This window comes from Vibrio sp. S17_S38 (genome assembly GCF_014694375.1).
Lineage (GTDB): Bacteria > Pseudomonadota > Gammaproteobacteria > Enterobacterales > Vibrionaceae > Vibrio.
Genome location: NZ_JAAUWW010000001.1, coordinates 34,321 through 53,308, shown reverse-complemented (window position 1 = coordinate 53,308; position 18,988 = coordinate 34,321). Strand labels below are relative to the sequence as shown.

General features: G+C 39.5%; 18 protein-coding genes, 1 riboswitch and 1 other annotated feature. Of the genes, 13 read left to right on the top strand and 5 right to left on the bottom strand.

Annotation, left to right across the window (positions count from 1 at the left end):
- Position 1: 1 nt before the first annotated feature.
- On the bottom strand, positions 2 to 154 hold the full coding sequence (locus HC725_RS00260) for a hypothetical protein (protein WP_190329761.1): 153 nt from the start codon (positions 152 to 154) through the stop codon (positions 2 to 4).
- 250 nt (positions 155 to 404) lie between these two features.
- Here HC725_RS00260 and htpX point away from each other — a divergent pair, with 250 nt between their 5' ends.
- Entirely contained in the window at positions 405 to 1,271 is an 867-nt protein-coding gene (htpX, locus tag HC725_RS00255) for a protease HtpX (RefSeq protein WP_190329760.1), read from the top strand.
- 142 nt (positions 1,272 to 1,413) lie between these two features.
- Here the strand turns inward: htpX and rsmS are convergent, their stop codons facing one another.
- From rsmS to dinG, 3 genes are all read right to left on the bottom strand, one after another.
- Positions 1,414 to 1,617 carry a pleiotropic regulatory protein RsmS gene (gene rsmS / locus HC725_RS00250; protein ID WP_190329759.1) on the bottom strand — a complete coding sequence of 68 codons (204 nt, stop codon included), beginning with the start codon at positions 1,615 to 1,617 and terminating at the stop codon, positions 1,414 to 1,416.
- Positions 1,610 to 2,176 (bottom strand): primosomal replication protein, encoded by a 567-nt coding sequence (locus HC725_RS00245; RefSeq protein WP_190329758.1) that lies wholly within the window; start codon positions 2,174 to 2,176, stop codon positions 1,610 to 1,612. Before HC725_RS00245 ends, rsmS begins: the two co-directional genes overlap by 8 nt.
- A 142-nt stretch (positions 2,177 to 2,318) precedes the next feature.
- The gene (dinG, locus tag HC725_RS00240) at positions 2,319 to 4,409 is read right to left on the bottom strand and encodes an ATP-dependent DNA helicase DinG (protein WP_190329757.1); all 2,091 of its coding nucleotides are present in this window, start codon (positions 4,407 to 4,409) and stop codon (positions 2,319 to 2,321) included.
- Positions 4,410 to 5,040: 631 nt separating this feature from the next.
- On the opposite strand from dinG, the gene HC725_RS00235 reads away from it, so the two are divergent.
- From HC725_RS00235 to HC725_RS00225, 3 genes are all read left to right on the top strand, one after another.
- A complete protein-coding gene (locus HC725_RS00235; protein WP_190329756.1) occupies positions 5,041 to 6,081 on the top strand; it encodes a porin in 1,041 nt (346 codons plus the stop codon).
- Positions 6,082 to 6,276: 195 nt separating this feature from the next.
- Positions 6,277 to 6,915 (top strand): DUF2057 family protein, encoded by a 639-nt coding sequence (locus HC725_RS00230; RefSeq protein WP_190329755.1) that lies wholly within the window; start codon positions 6,277 to 6,279, stop codon positions 6,913 to 6,915.
- A gap of 168 nt (positions 6,916 to 7,083) precedes the next feature.
- The gene (locus HC725_RS00225) at positions 7,084 to 8,388 is read left to right on the top strand and encodes an inosine/guanosine kinase (RefSeq protein ID WP_190329754.1); all 1,305 of its coding nucleotides are present in this window, start codon (positions 7,084 to 7,086) and stop codon (positions 8,386 to 8,388) included.
- A gap of 120 nt (positions 8,389 to 8,508) precedes the next feature.
- Here the strand turns inward: HC725_RS00225 and HC725_RS00220 are convergent, their stop codons facing one another.
- On the bottom strand, positions 8,509 to 8,925 hold the full coding sequence (locus HC725_RS00220) for an H-NS family histone-like protein (RefSeq protein WP_190329753.1): 417 nt from the start codon (positions 8,923 to 8,925) through the stop codon (positions 8,509 to 8,511).
- 343 nt (positions 8,926 to 9,268) lie between these two features.
- Positions 9,269 to 9,516: riboswitch (Lysine riboswitch) on the top strand.
- Positions 9,517 to 9,623: 107 nt separating this feature from the next.
- Here HC725_RS00220 and HC725_RS00215 point away from each other — a divergent pair.
- The 9 genes from HC725_RS00215 to hisIE all read left to right on the top strand — a co-directional run bounded on the left by HC725_RS00215 (position 9,624) and on the right by hisIE (position 18,752).
- Positions 9,624 to 11,210 (top strand): Na+/H+ antiporter NhaC family protein, encoded by a 1,587-nt coding sequence (locus tag HC725_RS00215; RefSeq protein ID WP_190329752.1) that lies wholly within the window; start codon positions 9,624 to 9,626, stop codon positions 11,208 to 11,210.
- 118 nt (positions 11,211 to 11,328) lie between these two features.
- Positions 11,329 to 11,452 (top strand) — a sequence feature (His leader region).
- A 55-nt stretch (positions 11,453 to 11,507) separates the two neighbouring features.
- Complete coding sequence (gene hisG / locus HC725_RS00210; RefSeq protein ID WP_190329751.1) at positions 11,508 to 12,404, top strand: ATP phosphoribosyltransferase; 897 nt, start codon at positions 11,508 to 11,510, stop codon at positions 12,402 to 12,404.
- A 5-nt stretch (positions 12,405 to 12,409) separates the two neighbouring features.
- Positions 12,410 to 13,747 (top strand): histidinol dehydrogenase, encoded by a 1,338-nt coding sequence (gene hisD / locus HC725_RS00205; protein ID WP_190329750.1) that lies wholly within the window; start codon positions 12,410 to 12,412, stop codon positions 13,745 to 13,747.
- Positions 13,748 to 13,760: 13 nt separating this feature from the next.
- On the top strand, positions 13,761 to 14,822 hold the full coding sequence (gene hisC, locus HC725_RS00200; protein ID WP_190329749.1) for a histidinol-phosphate transaminase: 1,062 nt from the start codon (positions 13,761 to 13,763) through the stop codon (positions 14,820 to 14,822).
- Positions 14,823 to 14,852: 30 nt separating this feature from the next.
- Entirely contained in the window at positions 14,853 to 15,926 is a 1,074-nt protein-coding gene (gene hisB / locus HC725_RS00195) for a bifunctional histidinol-phosphatase/imidazoleglycerol-phosphate dehydratase HisB (RefSeq protein WP_190329748.1), read from the top strand.
- Complete coding sequence (gene hisH, locus HC725_RS00190; RefSeq protein ID WP_190329747.1) at positions 15,926 to 16,588, top strand: imidazole glycerol phosphate synthase subunit HisH; 663 nt, start codon at positions 15,926 to 15,928, stop codon at positions 16,586 to 16,588. Before hisB ends, hisH begins: the two co-directional genes overlap by 1 nt.
- A gap of 12 nt (positions 16,589 to 16,600) precedes the next feature.
- Complete coding sequence (gene hisA / locus HC725_RS00185) at positions 16,601 to 17,338, top strand: 1-(5-phosphoribosyl)-5-[(5-phosphoribosylamino)methylideneamino]imidazole-4-carboxamide isomerase (RefSeq protein WP_190329746.1); 738 nt, start codon at positions 16,601 to 16,603, stop codon at positions 17,336 to 17,338.
- Positions 17,320 to 18,093: an imidazole glycerol phosphate synthase subunit HisF gene (gene hisF, locus HC725_RS00180; protein WP_190329745.1), complete on the top strand. Its 774-nt coding sequence runs from the start codon at positions 17,320 to 17,322 to the stop codon at positions 18,091 to 18,093. Before hisA ends, hisF begins: the two co-directional genes overlap by 19 nt.
- Positions 18,090 to 18,752, top strand: a complete 663-nt coding sequence (gene hisIE, locus HC725_RS00175; protein WP_190329744.1) for a bifunctional phosphoribosyl-AMP cyclohydrolase/phosphoribosyl-ATP diphosphatase HisIE — start codon at positions 18,090 to 18,092, stop codon at positions 18,750 to 18,752. Before hisF ends, hisIE begins: the two co-directional genes overlap by 4 nt.
- Positions 18,753 to 18,988: the final 236 nt, after the last annotated feature.

The window sequence follows — 18,988 nt, the reverse complement described above, 5'->3', positions numbered from 1 at the left end:
ATTATTTTTTTAAATAGATACCAGGAATAACCACTTTAGCTTCTTCTTCTTTTTTGTCGTTAATACCTAAATGTTCTTTTGCTTCTTCTTCCGAAAGCCCTAAGTGGCAAGATAATAAATCAATCGCCATCTGGTAGTTTGCTTTCTCTGCCATTGTTCTCGTTCCTATTTATTGATCTTATTTGTTTACAAAGTAAGCTGCTTAGAATAAAAGAGCAATACGACCAAAGTCTAAAGCCAAAATAATCACCGTTGTTGCTGTGATGTTAAGGTAATGAATGCGCAGGTGTTTATCATTAAAGTAAATAGAGACATTAAATGTTTCAATTTAACACTTAACCTACATGTGAAAATCTACGATTATGTATAGCTATAAACGATAGCTTCTTATTACGGAGACAAAAATGAAGCGAGTGATGTTATTTTTAGCAACCAACTTAGCAGTAGTGTTAGTTTTAAGTGTTGTTCTAAATATTGTATATGCCGTAACGGGAATGCAACCAGGTAGTTTGTCGGGCTTATTAGTCATGGCCGCTATATTTGGTTTTGGTGGTTCATTTATCTCTTTGCTAATGTCGAAAAAAATGGCATTACGATCAGTGGGTGGGCAAGTTATTGAACAGCCACGTAACGAAACTGAGCATTGGTTAATTCAAACGGTTAGTCGTCAGGCACAACAGGTTGGGGTTGGAATGCCAACAGTAGCTATTTATGATTCACCCGACATTAATGCGTTTGCGACAGGTGCTAAAAAAGATGACTCGTTAGTCGCGGTTTCAACCGGCTTGTTACACAACATGACCCGAGAAGAAGCAGAGGCCGTATTAGCACATGAAATGAGTCATATTGCCAACGGTGATATGGTGACCATGACGCTTATGCAGGGTGTCGTGAATACGTTCGTTATCTTTTTATCTCGTATGATTGCTAATATGTTGAGTTCTCGTAATAGCGAAGAAGGCGGTGGTTCTAATATGATGAGTTATTTCATCATTTCAATGGTATTGGAATTAGTATTTGGCTTCTTAGCTAGCTTTATTACAATGTGGTACAGTCGCCACCGTGAATTTCATGCGGACGCAGGTGCAGCGCAATTAGTCGGAAAAGAAAAGATGATTGCAGCTTTAGAGCGTTTGAAGATGAGCCATGAACCGCAACTTGAAGGCTCGATGATGGCGTTCGGTATCAATGGTAAGCGTACGATGATGGAATTACTGATGAGTCATCCGCCACTTGATAAACGTATCGATGCATTAAGAAGTCAACAATAATCGATTACATACCAAATAGTATTTACGCTTAATCAATATGAAAAGGCTTAGCTCTTAGATAAAAATGAGACTAAGCCTTTTTTGATGCTTTGAGAAGTGACTAGATAGGAATCAGGATTATTGAACTTGTGGTTTTTCGGGATTAATCGTTTACGTTTGACCTGATTTTTCTCTCCAGATCTTTTTTAACTATTTCGATAGCATTTAGCGCAACTTGTGAATCGATCTCATTACTTTCGAGTAAATAAATCAAATCGACCGCCAGTTTTACTTCGGCAGGCGCGGAGTTTAATGGGCTTTCAATGCGAGAGTCTTGATCGGTATTTGTATTTAATTCGTTAGACATAATCATTACTTGGGTTATGTTGTTCGCGGTAAGTTATCTTCCTTTCAATTTTTAATATTGCAGCTTTACATCGTTCTAAACGTTGCTCTGCTGCCATTAAATCTTGCTGTGCTTGCGTTTGGTTATGTTGTCCGCATTGATTTAAAGCAGCCGTTTTTTGACGAACCAAATCAGAAAGTCTAGTTTCCCATTCTTGGTGTTGCGATAAGTCTTGATATAGCTCGCTGATGGTTTTTCGATAATAGCTACTGTGCTTAATTTCAGTATTGCGGATTTTCTGAGTGGCTAACTCTCGCTGTATCGCTGCTAATTGAGATAATAGAAGCTGAGTTAAATACTCTGCTCGTAATGCGGTTAACCGTTTTGCCGTTTTTTCTTTTAGAATCGTGTCATAAGTGGTGAGTGTTTCTGCTACGCAAGGAGCCAACAAGCGAGCACGACAACGAAATAAGTGTTCATCAAATAACGCCTGATGATGCTCACCTTTTTGTTTATCTCGTTCTTTTGCTTGTATCGACAATTGTTCTAATTTTGCTGCAATGTCGCTGAATGTATTCATAAACACCTTTTTGGCGGCTTAAATTGTTAGAACCATACTTGGTAAGCAAGCTTAATCGCCATCACATAAATTATTGAGGTATTTCCCCCTTGAAGTGATGAATGGCTGCAAGTTTACTTATTCGTCAATCAAGTCAATCCGATTAATATTCCACTTTGCGAGAAAATGGCGGTAATGAATCTAATAATGCTTTGCCATAACGCTTGGTAACGATGCGGCGATCAAGTAACACGACTCTACCAGAATCTTGCTCTTTACGCAGCAGTCGCCCTACCGATTGGATCAGTTTTTTACTGGCTTCAGGAACGGATATTTGCAAAAAAGGATTGCCGCCTTTATGGCTGATATATTCCGAGTGTGCTTCTTCCACAGGGGATGTGGGGACGCCAAATGGTATTTTTGTAATGATCAAGTTTTCCAAAAGGTTGCCGGGTAAATCTAATCCTTCTGAAAAGCTACCGGTTCCAAATAGCACGCTAGTTTGGCCGAACTGACAATAAGCACTGTGTTTTTTTAGGATCTCACCCCGAGAAGCTTTGCCTTGAACCTGTAAGTTCCATTTATTTTTAATGGCTATTTTATCGAGGGCTTCGGTGACTTTATTCATTTGCCAATAAGATGAGAACAGCACCAAGTTTGCTTTTTTTTCTTCTATATATTGAGGGAGAAGTTCAATTAAGTATTCTGTGAAATCTGGGTGCTGAGGTTCTAATTTAAGTTTTGGGATCAATAATTCTGCATTATTGGTATAGTCGAAAGGAGATGCTAATGCCAAAAATTGAGTGGCATCCTCTGGTTTTAAACTGATCCCAGCTTGAATAGCAAAGTATTGAAATGAATTCAACGCTCGCATGGTGGCAGAAACTAAAACTCCACCGTGACACCGGCTCCATAACTGCTGATCAAGTCGCCAACCAATTTCTAATGGTGAGACGTTAACGGTAAAATCGTTATCACGCTCAGAGCTCACTTCTAACCATCGTGCCAGTGGTGCCCCTTTTTCATGATTAGGCTCGGCCATCAAGCTCCATACTTTGGCTAAGTTTTCTAATCGTTGTAAAAAGAAACCAGCTTCAGCCAGTGCGGGTTCGGCGAGTCGATTAGATAATTCACCATCTTTGACTCTTTCGGTAATTAAATCGATTATTTTTGCCATGGCTTTATTGGCTTTTTGAGTTAAAAGCTTCAAGCCCTTTGATTCTTCTTCAAGCCATTGAGGGAGTTCACCATGCTCAAAACGGTAAATGTTGTCTTTGAATTGTTCCGCATTAAACTGCTGACTTAATTGAGTCAGTGAAGGGACCAGTTGCTGAATAGCATCGGTTAATTCATTTTGAAAGCGGCCACTGCGTTTGAGATCAGTGAGACCTACAAATTTAGATACCGCCTTATTGAGCGTTTCAAGCCAACTGGCGGCACCTTTTAAACTTGCGGCGGCGGAAGCATGCTCGCGTGCGACATTTGGCAGATGATGCGCTTCATCGAAAATATAAATACTTTGCTCTGGTTCTGGCAAAATTACGCCGCCGCCTAAATCAATATCGGCCATCACTAAACTGTGATTGGCAATGATTACATCGACTTTATCTAAATTGGCGCGTGATTTTTGGAAAGGACAATCGCGATGTGATGGCATGGAATTATTGCAACTGTGCTTATCACTGGCGATGATTTTCCAAAGATCATCCTGAATCGTCGCTGGCCAACTGTCTCTGTCGCCATCCCATTTATTATTGCTGATTGCCTTATATAAGGATTGCAGTAATTCGATGTCTTTTGTTTTAGGTTTAGATTCGAACATGCCTAGTTGCGCACCGCCGGATTCTGGCGCATTTTCACCGCTCGCAAGTGCTAATTTTTCTAGGCAGCAATAACGTTGGCGACCTTTGGCTAATAAAAAGCTAAAGGGCGTTTCTGTAAGGCGGCGATAAAGTGGTATGTCTTTATGAACTAGTTGTTCTTGCAGAGCGACAGTGGCAGTCGAAATAATGATTTTCTTTTGGCTAAACTGCGCAAAAGGAACGGTAGCCATTAAATAAGCAAGAGACTTACCAATACCGGTTCCGGCTTCGGCCACGATCATTCGATTGGATTCGTGGTAACTACCCGATAAGGTTTTTGCTATTTCAGCCACTAGATAATTCTGCGCCCGACGAGGGATGAAACCATCAAGTTGGTGGGTCAGATTTTGATAGCTTTGTTTTATGGCTTTTTGGATGGTTGGCGACAGCATAACTAACTCTCATAAAGGAACGCGGGGATAGTAGCATAAACAGCGGTAAGTCATATCAATAGTATATTTTGTGAGGGTAAGTACAGTGAAGCGGAAGGTTTTTTGTACGTTGTTTATTCATGGTTTAGTAATCATTAAATACGACGTTTTATTGGGTTGTGCATAAATTTAGGTAGAAGTCTTACCTTTATCTAATGAAAACAGGAGCTTTATCACAAAAATAGATTGAACTTTACCAAGTGATTCAATTTTGAACATTGCTCACATGTCTTTATATAAAAATATCGGTAACCTTTTATTTTTTAGTGTATTCAACTTGTTTATTTGTATTTTGTGTTTTTATATTCTGATTTTATGTTGTGTTTTTATGATCTGTGTTGACATTGAAGTGCTCTACATTTTGAATGTAATGGCTTGTAATTTGTTATATCTATTTGTTTATTAATGTTTTTTATTAATTTTTATGTTTGATTTATTTTTTTTTATAATATTTGACAGTTTCATGGAACTTTAGCAATCTTGAGGTGCGAATCAGATGTATCGCCTGTTGGTTGGATTGACCGATGAGCATAAAAAATAAAGAAAGGAATCCCAAAGGGAATTTCACATTAATTAAAGGCAGTGGATTATTATGAAAAAAACGCTTCTATCGTTAGCTATCGCAGCAACAGCAGTCGCTGGTTCTGTAAACGCAGCAGAGATTTACAATCAAGATGGTGGTTCAGTTGATTTTTATGGTCAACTTCGTACTGAAATGAGATTTGATGATTCAAATGACCACAATGGTGATTTAACAACAGGCTCTTCTCGTATTGGTGTTAATGGCGTATATGCGATTTCTGACAATTTTGACGCATTAGCTACTATCGAATTAGGTGTTCCAGCGAATAGCAGCAATGATGTTACTGTTCGTCGTCACATGGTTGGTTTTGCAACTGAGCTTGGAACTATTCAATTTGGTCGCGATTGGACAACGTCTGATGATCTTGGTGGTACAGATTACTCATACATGTACGGTGGTTCAGGTAACCTTTATAGCCAACTAAATGGCGCATTGCACGATTCACAAATTAAATACTCTCTAGATTTAGATAACTGGTGGGTAAAAGCGACTTATGGTTTTAATGATAATACATCACAAAACAGCGATCTTGCTGAAGCATTCGTAGGCGCTACTTATGGCGATTTAAGCTTCCACGTTGGTGGTGGTTACAACCGTAACCATGCATTTGATGTTGCTGGCACTAATACGATGGATATAAGTAATACATATTATGAAGCAACCGTAATATATGATGTATTAAATAATCTGCAATTAAGCGGTACTTATTATGGTTCTCAACTAAAGAATAATGATGGTGCAGGCAAAGTTGATCAAAATGCAATTTCTGTTGGTGGTTACTGGACCTTTATTGATAAAACATCTTTATACGGTGGCTATGAATTTGTAACTCAAGATGCAACAGATGCTTACAATAATGCTGATGAAGATGGTACTAATATCTTTGTAGGCTTAGAATATAAATTCTCTAGCTGGGCTCGTGTATTTGCTGAAGGTAGTTATTCTGATGGTACTACTCTAGGCTTTACTGATAATGATCAAGAACCTGTTAAAGCACAAAAAGTTGATGATTCTTTTAACTTCGGTCTTGGTGCTCGTTTCTACTGGTAATCAAATTACTGAATAACACTAGAAGCTCGGTATTATACCGAGCTTTTTTTTTACTTGAATTTGATGAATAGATGCACGTTAGTTTCTTTCTTATTAGAAAAAAGAGAAACAAATATTCTACGAGATTCGGTTTTCAGGTAATATTTATAGTTCTATCGTTATGGTATTTAATGTAAATAAAGAAAAGGAATAATAATGAAACGATTGGTTATTTCAGCTATAGGTTGTTTGGGATTATTGGTTAGCCATGTGTCATTTGCAGAAGTGAAAATTGTTATTCCAGATAGTATTAACCTGTTAGTAGTGAATTCCTTAAAGCCTCATACGGAAGGAGGTGGTTTCTTTGGTGATAAAACTTTGGTGCTTCCTGATGGTGAAAACCAAATTTTGTTTAAATTTCAGCCTAGTGTGGATGAAAATGATACTGTAAGAAAGGCTTATAGTGATGTGGTCGTCGCTAAGTTCACTGCCACTGACACACAGTTAACCTTTGAACTGCCAACTTATCGAGATTTAAATCAAGCTCGTCAAGAAATTAAGACTTTTGAATGGTCGTTAGTTGATGCCGATAAACAGTCGATTGAAGTCATACAAGATAAACTAGATGCTGATGGCGTACAATTTGGTCGTAATTTTATTCAAGATGTCACCGATTATAATCAACGTGGTGGAATTGCAGCGATTTCAGTGGGTACGACCGCGACACTTAAATCGTTACCAAAAACAGGTAACGGAGCATTATCTGAAAATAGTGCACAATTACAAATGTGGTATTTAAAAGCCTCACCAAGTGAGCGTAAAGAATTTCAAAAATGGTTAATTGACCAGAATTAATTTTTACCGCGTATGCACTCTATTTTGTATAAGGCGATCTTAGGATCGCTTTTTTATTGCAGTTAATTTGACTTGCAACCGTTTGCTATTTTTCGCTGTATTGATGATATTGAAAACTCTCGCTACAATTTATAATCCTGTCCTCATTACACAGTATATAAACCGATTATGAAATTCCCCGGCCAACGTAAATCCAAACATTATTTCCCTGTTCATGCCCGTGATCCTTTAGTGACTCAAGCGCAAGAAAGCAAAAGAATGACGCGAACACATATTATTGGTATTGATCAAACTCTAGTCGATATTGAAGCGAAGGTGAGCGATGATCTTATTGACAAATACCAACTGAGCAAAGGTCATTCATTAGTATTAGATGATATTAGAGCCGAAGATTTATATAATGAATTGAAAGAAATGGATTTAATTACTGATGAATTTGCTGGTGGTACAATTGGTAATACGCTACATAATTATTCTGTACTCGCGGATGATAAATCAACATTATTAGGGGTAATGAGTAAGAATATTAAAATTGGTAGTTATGGCTATCGATATATTTGTAATACCTCAAGCCGTATGGATTTAAATTACTTACAAGGTGTGGATGGGGCGATTGGCCGTTGCTTTGCCTTGATCAGCGATAATGGTGAAAGAACTTTTGCGATTAGTGAAGGGAAAATGAATCAACTTTTGCCCTCTAGTATTCCAGAATCTATTTTTCCGGATGCCTCAGCTTTGGTGTTAACCGCTTATCTTGTGCGTTGCAAACCGGGCGACCCAATGCCAGCAGCCACAATGCAGGCGATTGAATACGCTAAGAAGCATCACGTGCCGGTTGTTCTAACTTTAGGTACGAAATATGTGATTCAAGATGATCCAGAATATTGGCGCGACTTTATCCAGCAGCATGTGTCTGTTTTAGCCATGAACGAAGAAGAGGCGGAAGCCTTAACGGATGAAAAAGATCCATTACTAGCATCTGATAAAGCATTGGATTGGGTTGATTTGGTATTGTGCACTGCGGGGCCAGTTGGATTATATATGGCCGGTTATACGGAGGAAGATGCAAAGCGCGAAACTAGTTTGCCTTTGCTACCGGGTGCGATTGCGGAATTTAATCGTTATGAATTTAGCCGTCCGACACGCCACCTTGAATGTGAAAATCCGATCAAAGTATATTCTCATATAGCGCCTTATATGGGTGGACCAGAGAAGATAATGAATACTAACGGCGCAGGAGATGCTGCTTTATCGGCTATTTTGCATGATATGGCTGCTAATAAATATCATAGAGAAAATATTCCTAATTCAAGTAAGCATGAATATTCGTATCTAACTTATTCTTCATTTTCTCAAGTGTGTAAGTATGCGAATCGAGTAAGTTATGAAGTATTAGCACAACATTCACCACGTTTGTCTCGTGGGTTACCTGAGAAAGAAGATAGCTTAGAAGAAGCGTATTGGGAGCGGTAATATTTACGGCTAATATTTATCAGGTATTTATAAGTGCTTTATTTATAGGTATTAAATAAAATAGTAAATACAAAAAAGGATGACTAATTTAGTCATCCTTTTTTGTTAATATATAAGTTTTTATTTGATTAAAAATGTATCTATTGACTTGCCAGCATCTAAGGCTTCTTGAATCTGAGATGGTGTACGTCCTTGACCTGTCCAAGTTTTACGCACGCCATTTAGCATGTATTCATATTTAGCAGGGCGAGGTTCACGTTTCTTACGTGATTTAGTTTTAACTTCAGTGCCATTCATTGCTGCGATAAGATCTTCAAGGTTGATGCCATCTTTCGCAATCATATCAGCGTATTCAGCAAGTTTTGCATCACGTTGAGCTTGTTGTGCTAGCTCTTCCTCTTCAATTTCTTTTCTTTCTTCGTAAACTGTTGAAAGTTTTTCAATTAGCTCTTCTAATTCTTGTAATGTGAATTCTTCACGAGTAAAAGCACGAAGACTGCGGATATTAAGAAGCGCCGATTTTTTGATTTCTGACATGGGATTTCCTATATGGGCTGTATTTAATTTAATCACGTGAATGCGTCAAATACTATTTATATACGCATAGTAGCGCTGTTTATTTTATAAGTGAAATAGTATTTTAATCAATTGGCATTAATTATTGTGATAACTAAATTTAGACTTAGTTCAATAATATTTCAAATTGTTTTATATAGTGTTTCATTATTGTTCTGAATCAATACTCAGGCATTCATTGATTAAATCTCAGTTTTAGTCATTTATCTTGCCATTTCTGTTTTGATCATTACAATACGTCGAATCTTTTCTTACTGACTCGTATATACTCTAGTTTGATAGTGTTTACTGGGTTGATCTAGTGAAAGGATGTAGAGGTGCAAATTTCATCAGTAACTTATATTAGGGTGATGCCTGTGATTATAAGTGAAAGGGGCTTTTGCCGAAGTAAGGATAAAATAATCGCTATATCATTTATTTTATTATGATTTATCTCAATCACTTGCTGGGGATGCATTAAATAAGTGTATCACTGCCATAGTTTGTACTTAGATTCGTTGGTATAAGTATTTAAGTATGTTTATTACCGTACTATGGAGCGCTACTGTAGGCAAATCTCATCTATGATTTGTTTATTGTTAAATGTTGTATTGTTTGAATATCTTCAAAGAATATCTTTTTCTGCAGTAGATCTCTGACCAATTTTGGTTTTTAAGATCATGAACTTGATAGATTTTACTTCTTCTCCGGAATCGTTACTTCCTCCCATTGTTGCTTTAAGCATGGCTATTTTGACTCGTCGCGTTTTGTTATCGCTTGGGCTTGGCATCTTGTTGGGTGGCATATTATTAGCTGATTATTCTTTATTAAATACTTTTTCTTACATCAGTGGCAAAGTTCTTGCTGTGTTTATTTCTGAGGGTGGCATTAACTCCTGGAATATGAGTATTGTTGCCTTCTTAATTATATTGGGTATGACAACAGCATTGCTGACCTTATCTGGTGGAACCTATGCATTTGCAGAATGGGCACAAACTCGCATTAAAAGTAAACGTGGTGCGAAGCTATTGGCAGCATGGCTCGGTGTGTTTATCTTTATCGATGATTACTTTAATAGTTTAGCAGTTGGCGCTATCGCTCGTCCTGTCACTGATCGTTATTATGTTTCTCGTTCAAAACTTGCTTATATTTTAGATTCAACAGCGGCACCAATGTGTGTACTAATGCCTGCTTCAAGTTGGGGCGCTTACATCATGACAGTGGTTAGCGGCATTCTAGTGTCTCACGGCATTACTGAATATTCAGCATTAGGGGCTTATGTCCGCCTTATTCCTATGAATTTCTATGCCATTTTTGCTCTTGCAATGGTCTTTGCTGTCGTTTGGTTCCAGTTAGATATTGGTCCAATGCGTCGTGAGGAAATTAAAGCTTCACAAGGATTGGGCTTTGATGATGAAGAGGGTATTCGCGATTTAACTGAAGAATCTGATATTGAAGAGAGTAAAACTGGCTCAGTTTCTGACCTTATACTACCTATTGTTGGATTGATTGTTGCCACCATGTTTTTTATTGTCTATTTAGGTGCTTTAGCATTAGAAGCGGATGGACAAGAATTTAATATATTTAAAGCGTTTGAAAATACCGATGTAGGTATGTCACTTTGCTATGGTGCTTTGGTTGGGCTTGCTATTGCATTATATACCGTTTGGAAACAGCGTTTACCGATTAAAGATGTATCTCATACTTTATGGATTGGTGCTAAATCTATGTTTGGTGCGATCTTGATTTTGATATTCGCATGGACAATAGGTTCTGTTATTAAAGACATGGGGACTGGAGCTTATCTTTCTACTTTGGTTGAAGGTAACATTGATGACCATTGGTTGCCGGTTATTTTATTCTTATTATCTGGCGTGATGGCATTTTCAACAGGAACTTCGTGGGGGACTTTTGGAATCATGTTACCAATAGCGGGCGACATGGCAGGAGCAACGGATTTAGCGTTAATGTTACCAATGTTAAGTGCGGTACTGGCAGGATCGGTATTTGGCGATCATTGTTCACCAATTTCAGACACAACGATTTTGTCGTCAACGGGGGCACGTTGTGATCATATTGATCATGTTTCAACTCAACTGCCGTACGCATTATTGACAGCATTTATCTCTGCAGTTGGTTTTCTTGTTCTTGGTTTAACTATGAATGTGTGGCTTGGACTAGCTGCTTCTACTGCAACCTTCATGGTGTCTTGTCTGGTACTTTCAATGATATCGAGATCAAGAGTGTCGGCTGTATACGCTAGATAATTAACCTTATAAAAAATAATTCAATTAATAGTTGAAAAAAACACGCAGCTTCGATAATGTGAAGCTCATACAAACTGATAAGAAAGTGAAAACTTATGCGTACATTTGATATGAACATTCATCATCACCATCATCCTGTTATATCTTGCGGGTGAGTGTATGCATCCGGAAGATATCTCTTCCGGTGCTGAATCAGTAACAGATTCAAACCCTCGGAAGAGTATTCTCTCCGGGGGTTTTTTCATTTTGGACGGTTTATTAATAACATTAATAAAACAAATTTACAGGGATAGAAAAATGCAAAACAAACGATTAAGAATTGCGATTCAAAAGAAAGGCCGTTTAAGTAAAGAGTGTCAGATTCTGCTTAAAAAATGTGGTGTAAAATTTAATATTGCTGGTGAACGTTTAGTTGTCCACAGTGAAAATATGCCAATCGATTTATTACTCGTTCGTGATGATGATATTCCAGGTTTAATCATGGATGGTGTTGTTGATTTAGGTTTTATTGGTGAGAATGAATTAGAGGAAGTTCGTCTTGATCGTAAAGCATCGGGAGAACCTTGTACTTTTAATGCACTGCGTCGCTTAGATTTTGGTGGATGTCGTTTATCTATCGCGATTGATAAAGAACAATCTTACAACGGCCCACAAGATTTAGCGGGAATGAGAATTGCAAGTTCATATCCGCATTTGCTGAAAAGTTATATGGATGAGCAAGGTATCAATTTTAGTACTTGTATGTTAACAGGATCGGTTGAAGTGGCTCCACGCGCAGGTCTTGCTGATGCCATTGCCGATTTAGTTTCTACTGGCGCAACGCTTGAAGCGAATGGCTTAAAAGAAGTTGAAGTGATTTTCCGTTCAAAAGCAACACTAATCCAACGTATTGGTGATTTCTCGGAAGAACAAAATAGCTTGATTGATAAGCTTCTCACACGTATGCAAGGTGTTATTCAAGCGAAAGAATCTAAATACATAATGCTTCATGCTCCATCAGACAAGCTTGAGCAAATCAAAAAACTGTTACCAGGAGCCGAAGACCCTACGGTTCTGCCTCTTTCTCAAGAAAAAAACCGTGTTGCCGTACATTTAGTCAGTACTGAAAACCTGTTCTGGGAAACGATGGAAGGTTTGAAAGCATTAGGCGCAAGCTCAATTTTAGTATTGCCAATTGAGAAGATGATGGAGTAAGCCTTATGAAAACAGTGGTTTGGCAATCATTAAGTGAAGAGCAACAAGATAGTGTACTTGAGCGTCCTGCGATTAGTAATGGCGCAAATATTACCGATATCGTGACGGGCGTATTAAAGCAAGTTCAGCAAGAGGGTGATGTCGCTTTGAAAGCGCTCACTGAAAAATTTGATAAAGTAGTACCTGAATCGATTCGAGTCTCAGCGGTAGAAATTGAAGCGGCTTCGAATCGTTTATCAGATAAAATGAAACAAGCATTGAAACAAGCGCATAAAAATATTTCGATGTTTCATCAAGCACAAAAAGCTCAACCGTTACGCGTTGAGACACAACCAGGTGTGGTGTGTGAGCTCGTTACTCGTTCCATTAACAAAGTGGGCTTGTATATTCCCGGTGGTAGCGCACCATTGCCTTCAACGGTATTAATGCTTGGCGTTCCGGCGCAAATTGCGGGTTGCCGCAAAGTGGTGTTGTGTTCGCCGCCGCCAATTGCTGATGAGATCTTATATGTTGCTAAACTATGTAATATTGATGAAGTCTACAATGTTGGTGGCGCTCAAGCGGTAGCTGCAATGGCATACGGTACTGAAACAGTAGCAAAAGTTGATAAAATATTTGGCCCAGGCAACGCCTTTGTGACCGAAGCGAAACGCCAAGTCAGTAATGATTTTCGCGGAGCAGCGATTGATATGCCTGCTGGTCCTTCTGAGGTGTTAGTGATTGCGGATGAAACCGCAGATGCTGATTTTGTCGCGGCAGATCTACTCTCTCAAGCCGAACATGGTCCTGATTCTCAAGTGGTATTATTGACACCATCGGCAATGATTGCCGATCAAGTTGCAGATGCATTACAAAAACAACTTAAACTACTTTCTCGCGCAGATATTGCGGAACAAGCTCTAGGTTCAAGTGTTATTGTGATCACTGAGTCGCTAACTCAATGTGTCACAATTTCGAATGCTTACGGTCCAGAACACTTGATCGTTCAAACTAGAAACCCACGTGAACTCTTACCTCTGCTAGACAATGCTGGTTCTATTTTCTTAGGCCAATGGTCGCCAGAATCGGTTGGCGATTATGCTTCAGGCACAAACCATGTATTACCAACGTATGGCTACACTCGTACATACTCTAGTTTAGGTTTAGCGGATTTTTCGAAGCGAATGACAGTGCAAGAATTGTCTCAGCAGGGTTTGCAAGGCTTGGCAGATACGGTGGTCACCATGGCGGAAGCGGAAGGGTTAGATGCGCATAAACGTGCGGTGACGATTCGTATTGAAAAGCTTAGTTGTATGGAAAAGCTAAGCCGGACGGAAAAATTAACTAATCAAGTCAATGGATAAGTAAGAGGATCACATGGAAAAGTTAGCTCGTAAGCAAGTTCAAGCGTTAACCCCTTATTTATCTGCCCGTCGTATTGGTGGCAGTGGCGATGTGTGGCTTAATGCCAATGAATCTCCATTTGATAACGAATATAAAACGAATTTCTCACGTTTAAATCGTTATAGCGAATGCCAACCAAAAGCATTAATTGATGGTTATGCCGCTTATGCAGGGTTAGCGCCTGAGCAAGTGCTAACCTCTCGTGGGGCTGATGAAGGTATCGAGCTTTTAATTCGCGCTTTTTGTGAGCCAAATGAAGATGCGATTTTATATTGTCCACCGACATATGGAATGTATGCGATCAGCGCGGAAACGTCGGGTGTCGAACGTAAAGTCGTTCCATTGACACCTGAATGGCAACTCGATTTAGATACCATTCAAGCTAATCTTGCCAATGTTAAATTAGTGTTTGTATGCAGTCCCAATAATCCAACGGGCAACCTAATCAAACGTGAAGACATTATTAGTTTGCTTGATATGACGCAAGACAAAGCCATCGTGGTGATGGATGAAGCCTATATTGATTTTTGCCCTGAAGCCTCAACCGTTGATTTGCTAGCTCAATATCCTAACCTGGCGATTTTACGCACCATGTCGAAAGCCTTTGCATTAGCGGGTCTACGTTGTGGCTTCACGCTGGCTAATCCGTCGATTATTGATGTGTTGTCGAAAGTGATAGCACCTTACCCTGTGCCTGTTCCGGTTTCAGATATTGCGACTCAAGCATTATCGGCTGCAGGTCTTGCTCGTATGCGATATCAAGTATTGGATTTAAGCGCTAATCGAGCTTATTTACAAGCGGGTTTAGGGATGCTTGAAGGTGTGGAAGTATTTGATGGATGGGGCAACTACCTATTAGTTAAATTTATCGATGGTAACGCTGTATTTAAAGCTGCGTGGGATAACGGTATTATCTTACGTAATTCTCCAATTAAAGACTGTGTTCGCATTAGTATCGGCAATCGGGATGAGTGTGAGAAGACCCTCAGTTTTATTCGTAATGCAGTAACTACTATTAATTCGGTTTCTAATTAAGCAACCGAGAGCTCTGAGAAGGAAATCGATGTGAGCCAAGCAAATAAAATTCTTTTTATCGACCGAGATGGCACCTTAATTGTTGAGCCTCCGGTTGATTTTCAAGTGGATCGTTTAGATAAACTAAAATTTGAACCCAACGTTGTTCCTGTTTTGTTAAAGCTGCAAGATGCAGGTTACCGTTTAGTGATGGTGACTAATCAAGATGGCCTAGGCACTGACAGTTACCCACAAGCTGATTTCGATGCACCTCACGATATGATGATGGATATTTTCAGTTCACAAGGTGTGAAGTTTGATGATGTGTTGATTTGCCCACACTTTGAAGCTGATAACTGTTCTTGCCGTAAGCCAAAATTAGGCATGGTTAAAGATTATCTGCAAGCAGGTAGAGTGGATTTTAAAACCTCTGTGGTAATCGGCGATCGTATCACGGACTTACAACTTGCTGAAAATATGGCGATTCGTGGGATTCAATATAATCCTGAAAGTATGAATTGGCTGGATATCTTAAAAGATCTTACCGTTAATGCACGTAAAGCAACGGTTGTTCGTACCACTAAAGAAACTGACATTAAAATTTCGGTGAACTTAGATGATCAGGGTGGCAATAAAATTTCAACCGGGATGGGATTTTTTGATCACATGCTCGATCAAATTGCTACTCATGGCGGATTCCAACTCATTGCTGAAGTGCAAGGCGATTTGCATATTGATGATCATCATACCATTGAAGATACGGCGCTTGCGTTAGGTCAAGCGTTGAAAGAAGCCTTAGGGGACAAACGTGGTATTGGTCGTTTTGGTTTTAGTTTGCCAATGGATGAATGTTTAGCCCAATGTGGTTTGGATTTATCGGGTCGTCCGTATTTGAAATTCGAGGCCGAATTTAGCCGCGAGCAAGTGGGCGAGCTTTCAACCGAAATGGTGGTGCACTTTTTCCGTTCATTGACTGATACCTTGGCTTGTACATTGCACTTGTCCTCAACCGGCCATAATGATCATCACATTATTGAAAGTTTGTTTAAAGCTTTCGGTCGTACATTACGTCAAGCGATTAAAGTTGAAGGTAATGAATTACCAAGTAGTAAAGGGGTGTTGTGATGAGTCAAACACTCGAGTCATCGCCAAGCCAATTTAATCAGCAGCAAAAAGTCGTGATTATTGATACCGGCTGTTCCAATGTGTCTTCGGTTCGATTTGCAATTGAACGTCTAGGTTATGAAGTCACTATCTCAAAAGATCCTCAAGTGGTTCTTGCTGCAGATAAGCTATTTCTACCTGGTGTCGGTACGGCTTCAGAAGCGATGAAGAACCTTGAAGAACGTAACTTGATCGAATTGGTAAAAAAAGTTGAAAAACCGTTATTGGGCATTTGTTTAGGCATGCAATTACTTGGAAAACTTTCTGAAGAAAAAGGTCAGCAAGGATCGAAAGGAAGTAGCCAAGAAGTTTCTTGTCTTGACTTGTGTGATGGCGAAGTCCGTTTAATGGATACTGGCGATCTGCCATTGCCACACATGGGGTGGAATACCCTTAAATCTGTGGATGGACATCCTTTATTTAAAGGCATTGCAGCCGATAGCTATTTTTACTTTGTGCACAGTTATGCCATGCAATTGGGCGATTACACTATTGCCAGTTGTGAGTACGGCAATCCGTTCACCGCAGCCGTCCAACGCGGTAATTATTATGGGGTGCAATTTCACCCAGAACGTTCATCTAAAGTAGGATCGAAACTGATCCAAAATTTTCTTGAATTATAAAGGGATTTAACAGTGATCATTCCTGCATTAGATTTAATTGATGGCCAAGTAGTGCGCTTGTTTCAAGGCGACTATGGGCAAAAAACAGAATATAAAGTGGATCCGGCTGAGCAATTTAATTTGTATCATCAAGCTGGTGCCAATTGGCTGCATCTAGTCGATCTGACTGGTGCCAAAGATACCAATGCACGCCAACTCGATTTGATTGCCAAACTGTTGGCAAGTACTCCTGCTAATATTCAAATTGGCGGTGGTGTCCGCAGTGAACAAGATGTGGTTGATTTATTAGAAGCTGGAGCACAACGTGTCGTGGTCGGCTCTACCGCGGTTAAACAGCCTGAACTTGTAAAAGGTTGGATGACAACTTATGGCGCAGAAAAAATTGTCTTAGCATTAGATATTAATATTGATGACCAAGGCGTGCGGAACGTCGCTATCTCTGGCTGGCAAGAAGATTCTGGTGTGACGATTGAAGCCCTGATTGATGATTATCTGACGGTTGGTTTGAAGCATGTATTGTGTACTGATATTTCGCGTGATGGCACATTAGCAGGTTCGAATGTTGAACTGTATATCGACCTTTGCAAGCAATACCCACAAGTACAATTTCAATCCTCTGGTGGTATTGGTAACTTGGATGATATTGCCGCATTGAAAGGGTCCGGAGTTTCTGGTGTGATTGTTGGCCGAGCATTACTTGATGGTAAATTTACAGCCGAGGAGGCATTCTCATGTTGGCAAAGCGAATAATTCCTTGTCTTGATGTTCGTGATGGCCAAGTGGTCAAAGGCGTACAGTTTCGTAACCATGAAATCATTGGTGATATTGTACCCCTAGCGCAGCGTTATGCCGAAGAAGGCGCAGATGAACTGGTTTTTTATGATATTACCGCCTCAAGTGATGGCCGAGTAGTTGATAAAAGCTGGGTAGCGCGTGTCGCAGAAGTGATTGATATTCCTTTTTGTGTTGCGGGAGGAATTAAATCTGCCGAAGATGCAGCGAGGATTTTAGAGTTTGGCGCGGATAAAGTCTCGATTAATTCACCTGCATTGGCGAACCCTGAACTTATCACTGAATTGGCCGATAAATTTGGCGTGCAATGCATTGTGGTCGGCATTGATTCTTACTTTGATAGCGAAACGGGCAAATATCAGGTCTACCAATTTACTGGTGATGAAGCACGTACTAAAGCTACAAAATGGGAAACGCGTGATTGGGTCATTGAAGTACAAAAACGTGGCGCAGGTGAAATCGTATTAAATATGATGAACCAAGATGGTGTTCGTAATGGCTATGATTTAGACCAATTAAACATGGTGCGTGATGTGTGCCATGTGCCTTTGATTGCTTCTGGTGGCGCCGGTGAAATGGTGCACTTTAAAGATGCGTATGAAAAAGCCAATGTAGATGGCGCATTAGCCGCATCGGTATTTCACAAGCAAGTGATCAACATTGGTGAGTTGAAACAATATTTGAAAAATGAAGGCGTGGAGATACGTTTATGAGTAACGTTACGTTAAACCTTAAAACTACATTTCAAGCGTCTGATTATGAGGCTTTAACAGGTCGAATCAATTGGGAGAAGGTCGAAGGACTCGTCCCTGTCGTGGTACAAGATTTTCAATCAAGCCAAGTATTGATGTTGGGTTATATGAACCAAGATGCGTTGCAAAAAACGGCGCAAACGGGTTTAGTGACTTTTTATTCAAGAACGAAGCAACGTTTATGGACTAAAGGTGAAGAGTCGGGTAATTCATTAAATGTGGTGAATGTGGCACTCGATTGTGATCAAGATACATTACTGGTAAAAGTGAATCCTATCGGACCGACTTGTCACACTGGAACCACAACCTGTTTTGATAATGAGCAACAAGAAGAAAGCCAATTGGTGTGGCTTCATCAACTTGAGCAGTTACTGGCTGCCCGCAAGAGTGCCGATCCCGAGTCTTCTTATACTGCCAGTTTGTATGCCCGTGGCACCAAACGTATTTCGCAGAAAGTGGGCGAAGAGGGCGTTGAAGTCGCGCTTGCGGCAACGTCGGGTGACAAGGCGGAATTAATCTGTGAATCTGCTGATTTGATGTATCATTTGTTTGTTTTATTGCAAGACCAAGGCTTGTCGTTTAATGATGTCATTAATAAATTAAAAGAGCGTCATCAGTAAACGCTTGAAAACGAGATTAAAGAATCGCTTACAGCCTATTGGTTATAAGCGATTTTTTTTGCTTTATTTTTTATTGTCCATTTGTGCAGTATTATGTTGAAAAATTAATAAGCAATGCTTACTATATGCTTTAGTTAAGTCAAAATGCAGAATATATTTGAGTGGTTTATACCTGAAAGAGTTGGAGCACAGCTTTCAATTTTAAAAGGGTAAATTTATGAGTTATTAAAATAGAA